16 protein-coding genes are annotated in these 15,440 nt (G+C 40.5%); 5 read left to right on the top strand and 11 right to left on the bottom strand.

The genetic code is table 11. From position 1 onward, the window contains the following. Positions 1-7: 7 nt before the first annotated feature. From proC to ppx, 4 genes are read right to left on the bottom strand one after another with little or no spacing between them, the layout of a single operon-like run. A complete protein-coding gene (gene proC, locus B2727_RS07655) occupies positions 8-847 on the bottom strand; it encodes a pyrroline-5-carboxylate reductase (protein WP_005207087.1) in 840 nt (279 codons plus the stop codon). A gap of 3 nt (positions 848-850) precedes the next feature. Next, positions 851-2,242: a tRNA lysidine(34) synthetase TilS gene (gene tilS / locus B2727_RS07650; RefSeq protein WP_081406978.1), complete on the bottom strand. Its 1,392-nt coding sequence runs from the start codon at positions 2,240-2,242 to the stop codon at positions 851-853. Then, positions 2,179-3,003 (bottom strand): acetyl-CoA carboxylase carboxyltransferase subunit alpha, encoded by an 825-nt coding sequence (locus B2727_RS07645; protein WP_005146510.1) that lies wholly within the window; start codon positions 3,001-3,003, stop codon positions 2,179-2,181. Before B2727_RS07645 ends, tilS begins: the two co-directional genes overlap by 64 nt. Before the next feature lie 28 nt (positions 3,004-3,031). Further along, the gene (gene ppx, locus B2727_RS07640; protein ID WP_004804500.1) at positions 3,032-4,552 is read right to left on the bottom strand and encodes an exopolyphosphatase; all 1,521 of its coding nucleotides are present in this window, start codon (positions 4,550-4,552) and stop codon (positions 3,032-3,034) included. A 273-nt stretch (positions 4,553-4,825) separates the two neighbouring features. On the opposite strand from ppx, the gene trxA reads away from it, so the two are divergent. The 3 genes from trxA to B2727_RS07625 all read left to right on the top strand — a co-directional run bounded on the left by trxA (position 4,826) and on the right by B2727_RS07625 (position 7,405). Beyond that, positions 4,826-5,152, top strand: a complete 327-nt coding sequence (gene trxA / locus B2727_RS07635; protein WP_004804498.1) for a thioredoxin — start codon at positions 4,826-4,828, stop codon at positions 5,150-5,152. A 327-nt stretch (positions 5,153-5,479) separates the two neighbouring features. Next, entirely contained in the window at positions 5,480-6,748 is a 1,269-nt protein-coding gene (rho, locus tag B2727_RS07630; RefSeq protein ID WP_004804496.1) for a transcription termination factor Rho, read from the top strand. A 387-nt stretch (positions 6,749-7,135) separates the two neighbouring features. Then, positions 7,136-7,405, top strand: a complete 270-nt coding sequence (locus B2727_RS07625) for a hypothetical protein (RefSeq protein WP_005207085.1) — start codon at positions 7,136-7,138, stop codon at positions 7,403-7,405. Positions 7,406-7,502: 97 nt separating this feature from the next. Here B2727_RS07625 and B2727_RS07620 read toward each other — a convergent pair whose 3' ends face one another. The 3 genes from B2727_RS07620 to pheS are packed head-to-tail and all read right to left on the bottom strand — an operon-like array spanning position 7,503 to position 11,191. Then, positions 7,503-7,799: an integration host factor subunit alpha gene (locus B2727_RS07620; protein ID WP_000126166.1), complete on the bottom strand. Its 297-nt coding sequence runs from the start codon at positions 7,797-7,799 to the stop codon at positions 7,503-7,505. Next, entirely contained in the window at positions 7,796-10,177 is a 2,382-nt protein-coding gene (pheT, locus tag B2727_RS07615; RefSeq protein ID WP_033134673.1) for a phenylalanine--tRNA ligase subunit beta, read from the bottom strand. The genes B2727_RS07620 and pheT overlap by 4 nt, the downstream gene beginning before the upstream one ends. A gap of 33 nt (positions 10,178-10,210) precedes the next feature. After that, positions 10,211-11,191 carry a phenylalanine--tRNA ligase subunit alpha gene (gene pheS / locus B2727_RS07610; RefSeq protein ID WP_005146537.1) on the bottom strand — a complete coding sequence of 327 codons (981 nt, stop codon included), beginning with the start codon at positions 11,189-11,191 and terminating at the stop codon, positions 10,211-10,213. Positions 11,192-11,421: 230 nt separating this feature from the next. Between pheS and B2727_RS07605 the strand changes: the two genes are divergently transcribed. Beyond that, complete coding sequence (locus B2727_RS07605) at positions 11,422-12,423, top strand: hypothetical protein (RefSeq protein WP_033134674.1); 1,002 nt, start codon at positions 11,422-11,424, stop codon at positions 12,421-12,423. Between the two features lie 56 nt (positions 12,424-12,479). Here the strand turns inward: B2727_RS07605 and B2727_RS07600 are convergent, their stop codons facing one another. Both B2727_RS07600 and B2727_RS07595 read right to left on the bottom strand, forming a co-directional pair. Next, positions 12,480-12,677, bottom strand: a complete 198-nt coding sequence (locus B2727_RS07600) for a hypothetical protein (RefSeq protein ID WP_004655648.1) — start codon at positions 12,675-12,677, stop codon at positions 12,480-12,482. Positions 12,678-12,782: 105 nt separating this feature from the next. Beyond that, positions 12,783-13,160: a hypothetical protein gene (locus B2727_RS07595; protein ID WP_005207082.1), complete on the bottom strand. Its 378-nt coding sequence runs from the start codon at positions 13,158-13,160 to the stop codon at positions 12,783-12,785. A gap of 52 nt (positions 13,161-13,212) precedes the next feature. Between B2727_RS07595 and B2727_RS07590 the strand changes: the two genes are divergently transcribed. Beyond that, complete coding sequence (locus B2727_RS07590; protein ID WP_005207080.1) at positions 13,213-14,382, top strand: hypothetical protein; 1,170 nt, start codon at positions 13,213-13,215, stop codon at positions 14,380-14,382. Between the two features lie 24 nt (positions 14,383-14,406). On the opposite strand, the gene B2727_RS07585 is transcribed toward B2727_RS07590, so the two are convergent. Together B2727_RS07585 and rplT are read right to left on the bottom strand one after the other, a co-directional pair. Then, positions 14,407-14,958 (bottom strand): NADAR family protein, encoded by a 552-nt coding sequence (locus tag B2727_RS07585; protein WP_004804485.1) that lies wholly within the window; start codon positions 14,956-14,958, stop codon positions 14,407-14,409. Positions 14,959-15,050: 92 nt separating this feature from the next. Continuing rightward, positions 15,051-15,410, bottom strand: a complete 360-nt coding sequence (gene rplT, locus B2727_RS07580; RefSeq protein ID WP_004664213.1) for a 50S ribosomal protein L20 — start codon at positions 15,408-15,410, stop codon at positions 15,051-15,053. Positions 15,411-15,440: the final 30 nt, after the last annotated feature.

Here is a 15,440-nt window from a genome sequence, read left to right as displayed (position 1 = left end):
ATCCTACTTAAACCGATTTAGTCTTGTCACTCAACTCTTGCGCTAGCTCTTGGCTACGCTTCTGAGCTGCTGCAAGCGCTGCTTGAATATTTTGTGAAATCTGCGCACGATCAAACACTTCTAAAGCTGCTTGCGTTGTGCCATTTGGAGAGGTCACATTTTTACGTAATTCTGCCGGAGAATTTGAGCTGGTAATTGCCATTTGTGCCGCACCCAACGCTGTTTGCAAGGTCAATGCCGTCGCCACTTTTTCATCGAGTCCCAGATTCTTGCCAGCACGAATCATACTTTCCATCAAATAGAAGAAGTATGCTGGACCAGAACCAGAGACTGCGGTTACGGCATCAATTTGAGCTTCAGTTTCCACCCAAATGGTTAAACCTGTCGCCGCTAAAATTTGACTGGTTAACTCACGATCTTGAGCATTTACCGCTTCAGATGCATAAATACCATGTGCACCTGTTTGGACTAATGCTGGCGTATTCGGCATGACACGGACAATACGTTGACTACCACCAATTAAATCTGAAATCGTTTGAATTTCAGCACCCGCAATAATTGAGATCACGAGTTTATCTGACAATAAACCTTTTAATGGTTGTAATACCGTTGCCAAAACTTGAGGTTTGACCGCCAATACCACAACGTCCGCATTTTTAATTGCATCCACATTGTCAGTGGTAGTTTGAATATTTTTTTCTTCTAAGATGTGACGAATTTGTTCTACAGGATCGGAAACGGTAATGCGCGTTGTGGGTAAACCACGAGATAGCAACCCACCAATCAAGGCCTGTGCCATGTTGCCGCCGCCAATAAAACAAATATTTTGGTTCAATGTTGTCGCCATGTCCTACTCATCATACGAAAAAGACTGCTGAAAAACGTCATTACAGTCAGAAATTAAACTTGGTTGCCAACCGCCCTGCTCTAAATAATCAGATTGCGCCAACCAAAAACCCTTTGGGCTAAAAACCCCAAGCATAACATTATCTACGACTAATATTTGAATTGTATGACGTAACCAAGGCAAAATCTGTAGCTCTTGAATGGCTTTTTTCAACGGCCAATGTCCAACACGACCATAAAGATGAATTTTTTCACCCCCCTGTCGTTTAAGCAACCTTAACTCTCGCCCTAAAAGCCGAGATGAAAGACCAATATTTTGAGTTTCAATCTTAAATTGTCCAGCCGCAACATTGATGGTTTCGCCCATATCAAACTGTTGTGACAACGTATCTGGAAAGGAAAATAATTTTTCTGCGTACAGCTCATCGTGGGTTAAACGATATAACGTTTTCTGATAGCGAACGAAATAATGTTGATTGATATGTAAAGTTGCCTGCGCATCTGGCTTTGCAAGAATGACCTCATGCTGCAATCGCTGCACCATATCATAACTTGGTCGATATTGATCCACCCCCTTCATCCAAGTCGATAACAATTGACGTTGCCGTGCAGCCGAGAGTTGCTGCAACTTGATCAGATCAAGTACACGATCGGTCGCACAGTGTTGCCAATCCGTCTGCAACACGTCATCCAGTATTTCCGCAGCATCCTGCATCAAAGAACTAGTCCGTGCTACAGCTGCCTGCATTTTGGGGAAGCGTTTTTGTAAGACATCCCATAATTCTTTTCGACACCACGCCCGATCGTAGTGCGTATCATGATTAGTTGGGTCTGTCACATAGGCAAAACCAAGTTGCTGCGACCATTGTTCAATTTGCTCGCGACTCACATCTAAAAATGGTCGCCAAATGGTCATGTCTTGACGAATATCAAGTTGCTGCATCGCAGCTAATCCATGCACGCCTGCTCCAGAAAACAAGCGTAATAATAGCGTCTCAGCCTGATCCTGCTGATGATGGGCCAAAACTAAAATTTCATTGGATTGTAAATGCTGTTGATACGCTTGATAACGCGCTTGACGCGCTTGCTGTTCCAAATTGCCTGTCGCAACGTCTACTTGCTGGATAATACACGGGATATTTAAGGCATCTGACTGCTGCTTTACAACACGACCCCATTCGGCACTCATTGCTTGTAGTTGATGATCAACATAAATCGCACGGGTTTGAGTCGGAAAAAGTTCAGACATTAGAAACAGCAACAGCATGGAATCCATGCCGCCGCTACACCCAATCAAGAATTGAGTTTGTTCAGAAAAATGCTGGGTTTGTGCTAAGACGCGATGCCTAAATTGCTGCTGCCAAACTTCATTAAACGTTGATAACGTGCGTCGCATCGTTCTTGTGCATCCATCGGTTGCAATTCATCTAAAGCTTGTTTTAACACATCTTTCAAATCATGCATGACTTTTTCAGGCTGTAAGTGCGCACCGTCACCTTCATCCACAACATATTCAACAATGCCTAATGCTTGAAGTTTATCTGCAGTTAGAGAAAGTGCTTCACTCGCTTGTGCTGCTTTATCTGCGGTTTTCCATAGAATAGACGCACAACCTTCAGGTGAAATCACCGAATAAATACTGTGTGACAGCATAATCACACGATCGGCTACACCAATACCAAGTGCACCACCCGAACCGCCTTCACCAAGAATCGTGGCAATCACAGGCACTTTTAAACTTGAAAGTTGTGCCAAGCTGGTTGCAATTGCTTCTGCTTGACCACGTTCTTCAGCTCCTACACCAGGGTATGCACCCATGGTATCGACGAAAGTAAATACAGGTAAATTGAAACGCTCAGCCATATCAAGTAAACGTTGTGATTTACGATATCCTTCTGGATTACACATCCCAAAGTTATGCTGTAGTTTTTCACGTGTGCTGCGACCACGATGTTGACCAACCACCATTACAGGTTGTCCGTCAAAACGTGCCAAACCACCAATCATGGCACCATCATCACCAAATAAACGGTCGCCGTGAAGTGCATCAAATTCAGTAAAAATTTCACTGACATAATCTAGAAATTGCGGACGCTCAGGGTGTCGTGCAATTTGAACCGTAGCCCAAGCCTTGGACTGAGTCGCTTTATTTTTCATAAGTCAAGAATGGTCCATAATAATATGGTTAATCAACAAATTTGTCTGACTGAATATTTAACTCAATGTCCCAGTGCTTAAATTGCACCTGCTCATCATGCAGGTCTGCAACCAATAAAGGCCATTGTTTAGCATCGCCAGAAACGCTGAGTTGCCATTGTTGATCATTTACAACACTCAGTTCAATGGCAGGAAGCATCTGATCACTACGACTATGGTTCAGTAAAACTGCAAGACGAAGTAATAAGCAAAGGTAGATTAAATGACTACCACCGACCTTTAAAACGTCATTTTTTGCATCTGCACGTAACTTACGACGATGGTGTGAAACCAAGTGTGAAAGATGATTTTGATCAATTTGTGAGAAACCTGGAATATCCGAATGTTGCAATAAATATGCCCCATGACGGTGATAACCACCATGGCTAATCGCTAAACCGATTTCATGCAGATAAGCTGCACGACGTAGTAAGTCACTGTCTTCAGTCGTTAAATTTAACGCATCGGCAACACCATCAAACAACTCTTGTGCCGTATTGACCACCCGTTCAGCTTGTTTGGGATCTGCGTTATAACGTCCCATAAGTGCTTGCACACTGCGGTCACGAATATCTTCATGCTTAAAACGACCGAGCAAGTCATACATCACGCCTTCACGTAATGCACCGTCAGAATATGCCAATTTGTCGATATCTAAGACTTCAAAAATGGCATACAAAATCGCAAGGCCGGCTGGCAAAACTGCTCGACGGTCTTCACGTAGACCTTCAAAATCAATTTCAGAAATATGTTTAAATTTGAGCAAACGATCTTTTAATTTATATAAACCATCACGGGTCAAGTTTTCTTGCTCATCACTTAAACCGAGATTAACCGCGATCTGACGGCAGGCTTTAATGGTTCCGCTTGATCCGACGACAGTATCCCAACCCACAGATTTATAAGTATTGGCTATGGCGGACATTTCTTTGCGTGCAGCAACCACGGCTTTATCAAATGCTTTGCTGGTAATTTCACCATCAGGGAAATAGGTTTTACTATAGGCCACACAGCCCATTTGTAAGGATTCGGTATGCAGCGGCTCAAATTCCTCACCGATGATAAACTCGGTTGAACCACCACCAATATCCACGACTAAACGTCGACCACCATTGGCCATGGTATGTGAAACGCCCAGATAAATCAGACGCGCTTCTTCACGACCCGCAATAATTTCAATCGGTTTCGGTAAAATTTCGGCTGCTTTTTGGATAAATTCGTGACCATTTTTTGCTTGTCTTAACGCATTGGTTGCCACGATACGTAAACGATTCGGTTGTACTGAGCTCAAACGCCCAACAAAACGGGCTAAACATGCCAGTCCACGCTGTTGCGCAGCTTCGGTTAAATTCTTATTTTCATCAAGCCCAGCTGCTAACTGTACTTTTTCTGACATTGAAGCAACTTTCTTAACTTCACCGTGATCAACACGAGCGATTGCCAGATGGAAACTATTCGATCCCATATCAATCGCAGCAAGTAATTCTTCATCAATCAGAAAATCAGACATTATTCATATAAACCCATGCTCAATTCACGCATTAGAGTAATTCACATGCTTACAATTTTAAAGTCATTTTAAGCAATAAAAGTACTGTATTTGCGCTTTTACTTAATAAATGATTGTAGAAGTCGATGATCAACATCGTGAGCATCCATTAGACTTTTCGGTTTCAAACTTGAATAATCAGAACAAACCCTTACATTGAGTAAAGTAGCAATGTAATATTCATCGTGATGATGATTAAATTCGCACTTTATTTCTTAAATTTGGAGCAACCTCATGTCTGCGACTATTGTTAATACAACTGATGCAAACTTCCAAGCAGATGTTTTAGATGCTGAAACTCCTGTACTTGTTGATTTCTGGGCTGGCTGGTGTGCACCTTGTAAAGCAATTGCACCTGTTCTTGAAGATCTATCAACTGAATATGCAGGAAAAGTAAAAATCGTTAAAGTTGACGTGACTGCATGTGAAGATACTGCTGTAAAATATAACATTCGTAATATCCCAGCATTATTGATGTTTAAAAATGGCGAAGTTGTTGCTCAACAAGTTGGCGCAGCGCCGCGTTCAAAACTTGCAGCATTCATTGACCAAAACATCTAATTCGATTGTCACACGGTCAATACAAGAAATACGCGATTGATTGAATCGCGTATTTCTTAGTAAAAATTGACAATTTACTTGATTTCCTCTATATTTCTGGATCAAGAAGCTTTGAATGGAATCTACTTCATTGCGCTTCTTACAAGACAAAACATAAGATCGCCGCTCGGCAATAACAATTGTTTTCACATTTCTCTCTGAAACAATGAACCAGACTACTGAATCGTGGTTGTGTAAATACAATTACCTCAGCATGTATGTATGCGGTCGATTTTTTATTCTTTCCCTAACGTAGTCCTCCACTTATTCCATTCTGTCTGACCACTTATGAACTTAACTGAACTCAAGAAAAAACCCATTGGCGAACTCATTAAAATTGCGGAGTTTATGGGCCTTGAAGGCATGGCACGTAACCGTAAACAAGATATTATTTTTGCCATTTTAAAACGCCACGCCATGAACGGCGAAGAAATCTTTGGTGATGGTGTTCTCGAAATTCTTTCTGATGGTTTTGGCTTCTTACGCTCTGCTGCTGGCTCATATCTAGCAGGACCAGATGACATTTATGTCAGCCCATCACAAATTCGCCGCTTTAATTTACGTACCGGTGATACGATTACTGGCACAATTCGTCCACCGAAAGAAGGTGAACGTTATTTTGCTTTATTAAAAGTAAACCAAATTAACTACGATACGCCTGAAAACTCACGTAATAAAATTCTATTTGAAAACCTTACCCCATTATTCCCAACTGAACAGTTGGTGATGGAATTGGGTAACGGTACAACAGAAGACTTAACCTCTCGTGTTGTCGATCTTGTCGCGCCAATTGGTAAAGGTCAACGTTCTATTATTGTTGCGCCGCCAAAAGCGGGTAAAACAATGTTATTACAAACCATTGCGCAATCGATTGTCCGTAATAATCCAGAAGTTTTCTTAATTGTACTTCTAATTGACGAACGTCCTGAAGAAGTCACCGAAATGGAACGTACTGTTCGTGGTGAAGTGATTGCATCTACATTTGATGAAGCACCTGCCCGTCACGTTCAAGTTGCTGAAATGGTGATCGAGAAAGCGAAACGTCTAGTTGAACACAAAAAAGATGTTGTGATTCTCCTTGACTCGATTACTCGTCTTGCACGTGCTTACAATACTGTAGTGCCTTCATCAGGCAAGGTATTGACTGGTGGTGTAGACGCACATGCTTTAGAACGTCCAAAACGTTTCTTCGGTGCTGCACGTAATATTGAAGAAGGTGGTTCACTCACCATTATTTCTACTGCTTTGATTGAAACTGGCAGTAAAATGGATGATGTGATCTATGAAGAGTTTAAAGGTACAGGTAACCAAGAGATTACCCTTGATCGTCGTATTGCAGAGAAACGTGTATTCCCTGCAATGAATATCAAGAAATCTGGTACTCGTCGTGAAGAACGCCTCATGAGCGAAGAGAATCTTCGTAAAGTTTGGATTCTACGCAAGTTATTACATCCGATGGATGAGCTTGCGGCGATGGAATTCTTATTAGATCGTATGAAAGAAACCAAAACCAATGATGACTTCTTCGATCAAATGAAACGAAAGGCATCGACTTAAAGTCCAAAGAAAAAGCTACCTTAATGGTAGCTTTTTTTATTTGGTTGACACGCTTACAGAATATTTACACATTCTTCTAAAAATCATGAAAATAAACAATCTATTGATTTATAAGTTTATATTTAAAAATTGATATTATTTTTTTTCAATTTACCGATTCAAATCATATAACCCATAGTTATTTTCTATCAAAAAATAGCCAAATTCTGCCCATTTTTGTCGTTTTGTTGGACAGAACAGTAGTAATTCATGAATTGCTTTGATAGGATAGCTACAGACCAGTTAGGCTGCTCCCTGCGTTGTTACCTAAAGCGTTTAGGAATAATAAAAGCACAAACAGACTAGCTCAGGTTTTTTTTAATCTCACAATTTTATGAGAGTGATGCCATGTTATTCAAAAAATTCGCTGTTGTTGCTGCTATTGCTACTACTTTAGCTTTCGTTGGTTGCTCTAAGAAAGAAGAAGCGCCAGCTACTGACGCTACTGCTGCTGCTTCTGAAGCTGTAGAAGCTGCTTCTGAAGCTGTAGAAGCTGTTGATGCTGCTGCTTCTGAAGCTGTTGCTACTACTGAAGCTGCTGCTTCTGACGTTGCTGCTGCTGCTTCTGACGTTGCTGCTACTGAAGCTGCTCCTGCTGAAGCTTCTGCTGCTCAATAATCTAGTTTTAGATTATCGAAAAAAAAGAGAACCTTACGGTTCTCTTTTTTTATGCCTAACATTTCTATAAATAAAAGATTGGCATAAAAAAAGCAGATCAATCGATCTGCTCATTCCCAACGCGCTGTCTAAATTTCTGACCCGCTCTGAACGTGACCACTCGACGTGCAGAAATTGGAATTTCCTCACCTGTCTTTGGATTACGTCCCGGACGTTCACGTTTATCACGTAACTCGAAATTACCGAAGCCAGAAAGTTTGACTTGTTCGCCAGCAATTAATGCTTGGCTAATTTCGTCAAAAAATAACTCGACCATTTGTTTTGCTTCGCGGCGATTTAAGCTAGTAAGCTCACTTAAATGGTCCGCCATATCTGCTTTTGTTAATGCTGTCATGAGGCCCTCAATGTCGCTTGGTAAGTGTCTTCCAACACTTGAATAATGTTATCCATACCAGATTTAATTTCAGCATCTTCAAGCGTACGAGTTGGATGTTGCCATAACACTGCAAAAGCTAAAGAGCGCTTGCCTTGTTCAACCCCTTGGCCCGTATACACATCGAACAACCATGCTGAGTCGAGTAACTCACCACCAGTCTGCTCAATTAACCGCTGAATATCTCTTACCTCAATATTATCAGAGATTAAAAGCGCAATATCACGTCTAACCGATGGAAAACGTGATAATTCTGTAAAATTAGATACATAAGATTGCAAAACTGCCTGTTGATCCAGCTCTGCGACCCAAGTTATACCCAAATCGAGTTCATTTTCCAATGATGGATGTAGACGACCTAAATAACCAATCGATTGTCCATCCACCAAAATTTCTGCCGATTGGCCAGGATGCAACCATGCACGCTCTGTACGAACAAAGTCAGCACCAATACGACCAGCAGCTAAAATCTCTTCAATCTCACCTTTGAAATCAAAGAAATCCATTGATTGAGGTTTTGCATGCCACGATTCTGGTACACGAGCACCAACCGCAATCAATGCTAAAGTTGGGATCTGTTTTAGATCATGAATATTTTGCGCACCCTGATAATCAAAACGTAGGCCCAACTCAAAGAAACGTACACGCTGCTGTTGACGGTTTAAGTTGTACTGTACACACGGAATTAAGCTAGACAACAAAGTACTACGCATTGCAGCCAAATCACTTGAAATAGGATTGGCAAGCATCAGTGGCTGTACATCTGGATTTAATTGCTTCTCAAGTTTTGCATCGGCAAAGCTAAAGCTAATTGCTTCTTGATAGCCCAATGTCACCGCAGTTTGACGTAATTGTGCAATTTCAAAACGGTCTTGGTACTTTTCCAGTTTTACATCAATTTTTGGCAAACTAATTTGAATGTTGTCATAACCGTGAATACGGGCAACTTCTTCAATTAAATCTTGATAGATTGCCATATCATAACGATGCGATGGTGGAACAACACGCCACTCACCTTCAGCTTTGCTTTCAACCACACAGCCCAAACGCGTCAAAGCATCGGCAATAAAATCACCAGCCACAGCATAACCGAGTAATTGATCAACTTGTGCTTGCTTCAATACAATTGCTTCGCGCTTTGGAAGCAATTCTGCCTGTTCAGCAACAGTCACTGGACCAAACTCACCACCAGCAAAGGCTTGAATAAGCTCAGAAGCACGGTGCATAGCAATCATTGGCAATTCAAAATCCACACCGCGTTCATAACGTTGTGATGAATCGGTATGTAAACCAAAACGACGCGCACGACCTGCAATCGCTAAAGGTGCAAAGAATGCACTTTCAAGGAAGATGTCTTGGGTATCATCAGTTACCGATGAATCTAGCCCCCCCATAATTCCCGCAATCGCTAAAACCTTTTGATCATCTGCAATGACCATCATGTCATCTTGCAATTCAACTTCTTGATCATTGAGTAACGTCAACTTTTCTTGTGACTGCGCTTGGCGGACTTGAATCGAACCTTCAATTTTTGCCAAGTCAAATGCATGCATTGGTTGGCCCAATTCAAGCAACACATAGTTAGTAATATCCACCAAAATGCTATGAGTACGAATACCTGAACGTGCAAGAGCTTGCTCCATCCACTCAGGAGTTGCCGCTTTGACATTCACATTTTTGATAATACGACCCAAATAACGTGGTGTACCTTCCGTGCTAATCGTTACCGCTTTCTCATCAGCAATATTTGCTGCAATGGCCTGAATCTTCGGCTCATTCACTTCAAGCTGGTTAATCACCGCAATTTCACGTGCAATACCGCGAATACTAAAGCAGTCGCCACGGTTTGGTGTGATACTTATATCAATCACATTGTCATCAAGTTTTAAATATTCACGAATATTCATTCCCACTGGTGCATCAGCAGGCAACTCTAACAAACCATCAATTTTGTCTTCTAAATCAATTTCAGATGCACCACACAGCATACCTTGTGATTCAACACCACGGAGCTTGCCTTTTTTAATTTTGAAATCGCCTGGCAGTACGGCACCGATCGTTGCAACAGGAGCTTTCATGCCCACACGAACATTTGGCGCACCACAGACAATCTGTAAGGCTTCACCTGAACCAATATTAATCGTGGTCACACGTAAACGATCTGCATCTGGATGTTGTTCAACCGTAAGGACTTCACCAACAACTACACCGGTAAATGGTTTTGCAACAGGCGCTAACTCATCAACTTCCAAGCCCAACATGGTCAATTGATCAGAAAGTGCTTCGCTATCAATTGCAGGGTTCACCCACGTGCGTAACCAATTTTCACTAATTTTCATTTGTATAAACCTTATTTAATCCTGAAAAAATGTTTAGGCAAACTGGCGTAAAAAACGCACATCATTTTGGTAGAACATACGCAAATCATTGATGCCATAACGCAACATTGCAAAACGCTCTACCCCTAAACCAAAAGCAAAGCCTTTGTATTTATCAGGATCAATCCCTGCAGCACGCAGTACATTTGGGTGCACCATGCCACAACCTAAAACTTCTAACCAACGACCACGCTCATCCATAATATCTACTTCAGCGCTTGGCTCAGTAAATGGGAAATAAGATGGACGGAAACGTACTTTCAAATCTTTTTCAAAGAATTCATTTAACAGGTTAATCAATAAACCTTTTAATTCAGCAAAGCTGGTATTTTCTGCAACGTATAAGCCTTCGATCTGATGGAACATTGGCGAATGCGTTTGATCCGAGTCACAACGATATACACGACCTGGACACACGATGCGAATTGGCGGCTGACTGGTTTCCATGGTACGAATTTGTACACCCGAGGTATGGGTACGAAGCAAATGCGTTGCATCAAAATAGAAGGTGTCATGCATAGCACGAGCTGGATGATGACCCGGAATGTTTAAGGCTTCAAAGTTATGATAATCATCTTCAACTTCAGGACCATACGCAATTTGGAAACCAGCTTTGGTAAAGAACTGGCAAATACGCTCTTGTACCTGAGTTACAGGATGAATACTTCCCATACGCTGACCGCGACCAGGTAAAGTAATATCAATGGTTTCACTTGCCAATTTTTTTGCAAGCTCAGCTTGTTGTAATGTTTGTTGACGCTCAGTCAAAGCTGTATTGATTGCTTCACGAACAGCATGAATCGCAGCACCTTGTACTTTGCGTTCTTCAGGATCCATTTTTCCAAGTGCTTTCGACTGCTCTGCAAGCTGGCTTTTTTTCCCTGTAAATTGCACACGGACTTGATCGAGTGCAGCAAGGTCTTGAGCCGCTGCAATGGCAGCAAGCGCTTCAGTGGTCAGGGCTTCCAGTGACATAGTAACTCTCAAAGCAACAAAATATAGAAATATAATAAAACGCTATAGTTTATCAGCTTTTTACCTATTTAATGAAGATAAACGACTGTTTAAATAGAGTACTTTTTCAGTTTTAATTTAAAGATAAAACAACAAGAATATGAAGCAGATGGCTTAAATTTTCGTAAAAATTAATCAATAATTGAATAAAATGTATAAGATACCGATATCGTCAATGAGAAAGAATAACGATGGCGCTTGATCAAATCTGGAAACAACAGCTTACACTTGTGACTTATGGCAATGAGTTTCTTGCAGGTGAACTCAATTTTAGTCGTTGGATTGAACATCCGATTTTCAATCAGAATCGACTGATCTTTAGGGATTTACTCTCCCAGCACCTGTTGGCACAACATTTCCAGATTTGGCTTGAAGGCTTAAAAAAACAAGGGGTTAAAAAACTCAGCCTACATTTATCCAGCGTACTCAATGATGAGCAAAATCCAAATGCCAATGTAGAGTTGCTTCCCTTCGCACATTTTATTGTGAGCCATCAAGGCAATAAAAAAACCGCATGGATTTGTGGACATGAACTGGCTGAATGGGATAACACTGATCAAACCTTTAATATACCGACACCCCAACAAACAACACTCCGCCAAGAAGTGTTTTGGCGTTATGAGTTGAATGATAAATTCGCTAAAAAAATTGATACTGACTTACAAAAAGTGAATTGGAATCAGGTGGCCATTTTTTTGGAAAAAGAACTGTTCGATAGTAAATATGCAGAACATTTTTCTGAGCCAGAACAACAGGACCTCCCTTTCTATGGCTATGAATTTGATTCGATCAGTACACCAAACCAGCAACTCGCATTGATTCCAACTGATTATCCCGCTGATTGTGCACATCGCCTGTTATATCGTACTCAAGCTTTGGCTGATTATTTGGAGCAACAAAGACAACATCCTTATCATGCGACAGGTGAATTGATCAGTCATGAAGAACAAATCAATTTGCGTAATTTCGCCCAGAAGACCGATGATTTATTTGCAAAATTAATTGTGAAAACAGCAAATCATTACCAAACGGCCCAATTCACAGCAGAAGAGCCTGAAATTATTGATCGAACGATGGAAATCCCACATCAACTAGATAAAGCCCAACAGCATAAAGTTGGCACATCAGGTGTTATCAAACTGATTATCCTAACTGTAATTATCTGTCTGCTTGCTTATTATTTTGGTCTGTAACAACACCATGCATAAAAAAACCTAGATCACACCATCTAGGTTTTTCTTTTATCGTTTTAGAAGGTGGGGCGAATTCTGATAATCACTTTATGCCCGCCATCATGCTGATTAACAATGTGATGCACATTTTCAATTTCACCTTCAACTTCAGCATCTGGCCCATAAAAAATTCGGATGGTTTCACCCTTTCTAGGCACAATACTCAGTTCTGTTTCAAATGCACCTTGCTGTAACCCTTCTACACTCACTAACATATTTTTATCCTGACGCTGTTTTCTTTACTGTAAAAAGATTTCAGCGTAAAAGTCTAATCGAACATGTTTGGGTTATGTAATCATTAAATAAATCAATAGATTATCTTACTCATCATAATCTAAATCATCTTCATCCATATTGAGGAAATCAGGTTCAGGGGTTTGTTCAAATTGCACGGCGAGAATATCTGTGTATTGAAGTAAACTGGCTTTAGCGACGCGATGCATTCCATCCATCACACGCCCTTGTGCACATAAGATAATTGGATAACTCAGATCAGCATCTTGAATCAGTTGAAAGTGCTCAATGATTTGTTGTGTTGTTGGATATTGATCTGGAAACCAATAGGCTTCGTTTAGCTCTTGAATATCAGCCAGTAAAATTTTCTTAGGCATCAAGTTTTTCGTCAACTCAAGTAAATGATGAACATCCCAGATATAGAGATCTTGTCCAATATTGCGAAAATGGTATTGTTTTCTCATTACTTTTTGATCACTCTATCTCTAATTCAAAATGATTATAATAGGAAGAAGAGTGTATCTCCATTTACCAAGAATTTACCGTCAAATCGCATTAGTCAGTTATGGAAATGAATTTTTAACTGGCGGCGTAGATTCCGAGCTTTTAGACCGCCACCCTTTACTCTTCACCCACTTTCCTATTTTACGAAATATTGAGCAAGGTAATTTACTGGCAGGCTCTGCTTCACATTTTTTAAGTTTTCTGAAATCACAAGGTCTAGAAAAAATCAGTTTACATTCGGCATCCAATCTCTCAAATTATTTGAACGAATCGAAACTTTTTAATTTCACCCAAAGTGATAGTGACTTTTGTATTGTCTGCCATTTTCCTCAACAACAGTTAAAAGCACTGATCCATTGTGAAGAAAAATCACTTTGGCAAAGCTATGATAACGATGGATACCCATTATACTCAGACTATAACAATTACCATGACAGCGTTGAAAACTATGTGTTGATCGATCTTCCTGTCGTGGCTATTTCCAGTATTGCTGAAGATTTAAAACCTATCTCTTGGCAAAGCTTTTTCAATGAATACCAAGAAAAAATCTATCATTTTGCAGTGGCTCGACGCTTTGGAAGTTACCCTATTCCGTTGACTGATAATAATTGCTATGAAGGCGATATGTATCAAATTGAAGAACAGTTCCCTGTACTCCCCTATAATCTGAAAAAGAATTATGCCAGTATTTTAATGCTCAATGCTGCTCGCTTAAAAAGTCAGTTTGATAATGAATCTCATATCAAAAATGACAATGGTGATTACTGGCACATGTCTGAAACTGAAAAACTAGAATTTGATACTGCACGTAATACACTCGAAGAATTCCACGTCCTTATCTTTAAATATACGGCCAACCAATATCAGAACTCAAATATCAGTGACTACCATGATCAACACAATGCTTTTAAATTTCATCCTAAATCTATAGATTCTATCGATTTTTCAAAAAACACTCTCCCATTAGCAGAGCATGAAACTTTTTCATTCACAGAACCTCAACCCCACTTTCATTGGTCAGGAATCATAAAATTTCTATGGTCCATGCTATGGTGTTATTGTGCGTTATGGACCTTAGCTTATTTCGCAGTTGATTGGGGTAATCTTTTTATTCTGGTTCTTGCTTTTATCTATGCCATATATAAAGTACTTAAAAAATTAGCCAATGAAAAAGACCACTAAAAAGCGGTCTTTTTCATTTTGTGCCTATAGCAACTGAGCACGCACCTGCATAAGTGCAAAACCAAGTAAATTTAATCCCTGCCATTGGCTCGGGTCTTGGATATGCTGGTGATCTTGTGCCATACCAATCCCCCAAATCTTATCAACCGGCGATGCTTCAACCAAAATACGATCATGCGTGGCAATCAAGAAATCTCTTAATTCAGGATGCTGTGAAAATTTGGCAAAGTTTGCCTGTACCACGATATCAAAGCGCTTTTCCTGCCACAATTGTTCGTCATAGTGCTGTATTTTTCGGCCTAGCTGTTTTGCTTCATTCGGATGTGTGACCTTCAAAATCTGATTAAATTTCTCATCATCGTTAAAGAGTTTTGCTTTCTGCGCCATCATATAATGTTCCGCTGTGAGATATTCAACACCCTCCTGTTTGAATGGCGATGGAAACCACTGGCTAAAACAGCTTTTGTCTACATGGTTGGTTTGCTTTGGAGTATGTCCCCAGAAATATAAATATTTAAATGGGCGACCTTGTTGGACTTGTTGAATTAAATCATTTAAAAATTGTTCGTCTTGCATCATCTATCTCTGATTATTATCTATTATTGAAAATCCAAGTCACTAAAAATAAAAAAGACCGCTAAAAAGCGGCCTTCTTTGAATCTCTAAGCTTATGCAGCTAATGCGCCTTTAGCTTTTTCAGCTAAAGCAGCAAATGCAACTGCATCATGCATAGCGATGTCAGCTAATACGCGACGGTCGATGATCACTTGAGCTTTTTTCAAGCCATCGATCATACGGCTGTATGACAAACCGTTAAGACGAGCACCAGCATTGATACGCGCAATCCATAAAGCACGGAATTGACGTTTCTTTTGACGGCGGTCACGGTAAGCGTATTGACCAGCTTTGATTACCGCTTGGAACGCTACGCGATAAACGCGTGAACGAGCACCATAGTAACCTTTAGCGCGAGCAAGAATTTTTTTGTGACGACGATGAGCCACTACACCACGTTTTACACGAGCCATTTATAATCTCCTTAGATGTATGGGCACATA

Origin of the sequence: Acinetobacter sp. UBA991, assembly GCF_002292065.1 — a bacterium.
GTDB classification, from domain to species: domain Bacteria; phylum Pseudomonadota; class Gammaproteobacteria; order Pseudomonadales; family Moraxellaceae; genus Acinetobacter; species Acinetobacter higginsii.
This window is presented reverse-complemented; position numbering and strand designations above follow the sequence as displayed.

Bases quoted from the DNA above. Each gene is read 5' to 3' on its own strand.
- pheS (WP_005146537.1), bottom strand. From the start codon at position 11,191: ATGTCACTGGAAGCCCTGACCACTGAAGCGCTTGCTGCCATTGCAGCG.
- B2727_RS07595 (WP_005207082.1), bottom strand. From the start codon at position 13,160: ATGAGAAAACAATACCATTTTCGCAATATTGGACAAGATCTCTATATC.
- rplT (WP_004664213.1), bottom strand. From the start codon at position 15,410: ATGGCTCGTGTAAAACGTGGTGTAGTGGCTCATCGTCGTCACAAAAAA.
- pheT (WP_033134673.1), bottom strand. From the start codon at position 10,177: ATGAAAATTAGTGAAAATTGGTTACGCACGTGGGTGAACCCTGCAATT.
- tilS (WP_081406978.1), bottom strand. From the start codon at position 2,242: ATGCGACGCACGTTATCAACGTTTAATGAAGTTTGGCAGCAGCAATTT.
- rho (WP_004804496.1), top strand. From the start codon at position 5,480: ATGAACTTAACTGAACTCAAGAAAAAACCCATTGGCGAACTCATTAAA.
- proC (WP_005207087.1), bottom strand. From the start codon at position 847: ATGGCGACAACATTGAACCAAAATATTTGTTTTATTGGCGGCGGCAAC.
- B2727_RS07625 (WP_005207085.1), top strand. From the start codon at position 7,136: ATGTTATTCAAAAAATTCGCTGTTGTTGCTGCTATTGCTACTACTTTA.
- B2727_RS07585 (WP_004804485.1), bottom strand. From the start codon at position 14,958: ATGCAAGACGAACAATTTTTAAATGATTTAATTCAACAAGTCCAACAA.
- B2727_RS07620 (WP_000126166.1), bottom strand. From the start codon at position 7,799: ATGACAGCATTAACAAAAGCAGATATGGCGGACCATTTAAGTGAGCTT.
- trxA (WP_004804498.1), top strand. From the start codon at position 4,826: ATGTCTGCGACTATTGTTAATACAACTGATGCAAACTTCCAAGCAGAT.
- ppx (WP_004804500.1), bottom strand. From the start codon at position 4,552: ATGTCTGATTTTCTGATTGATGAAGAATTACTTGCTGCGATTGATATG.
- B2727_RS07645 (WP_005146510.1), bottom strand. From the start codon at position 3,003: ATGAAAAATAAAGCGACTCAGTCCAAGGCTTGGGCTACGGTTCAAATT.
- B2727_RS07600 (WP_004655648.1), bottom strand. From the start codon at position 12,677: ATGTTAGTGAGTGTAGAAGGGTTACAGCAAGGTGCATTTGAAACAGAA.
- B2727_RS07605 (WP_033134674.1), top strand. From the start codon at position 11,422: ATGGCGCTTGATCAAATCTGGAAACAACAGCTTACACTTGTGACTTAT.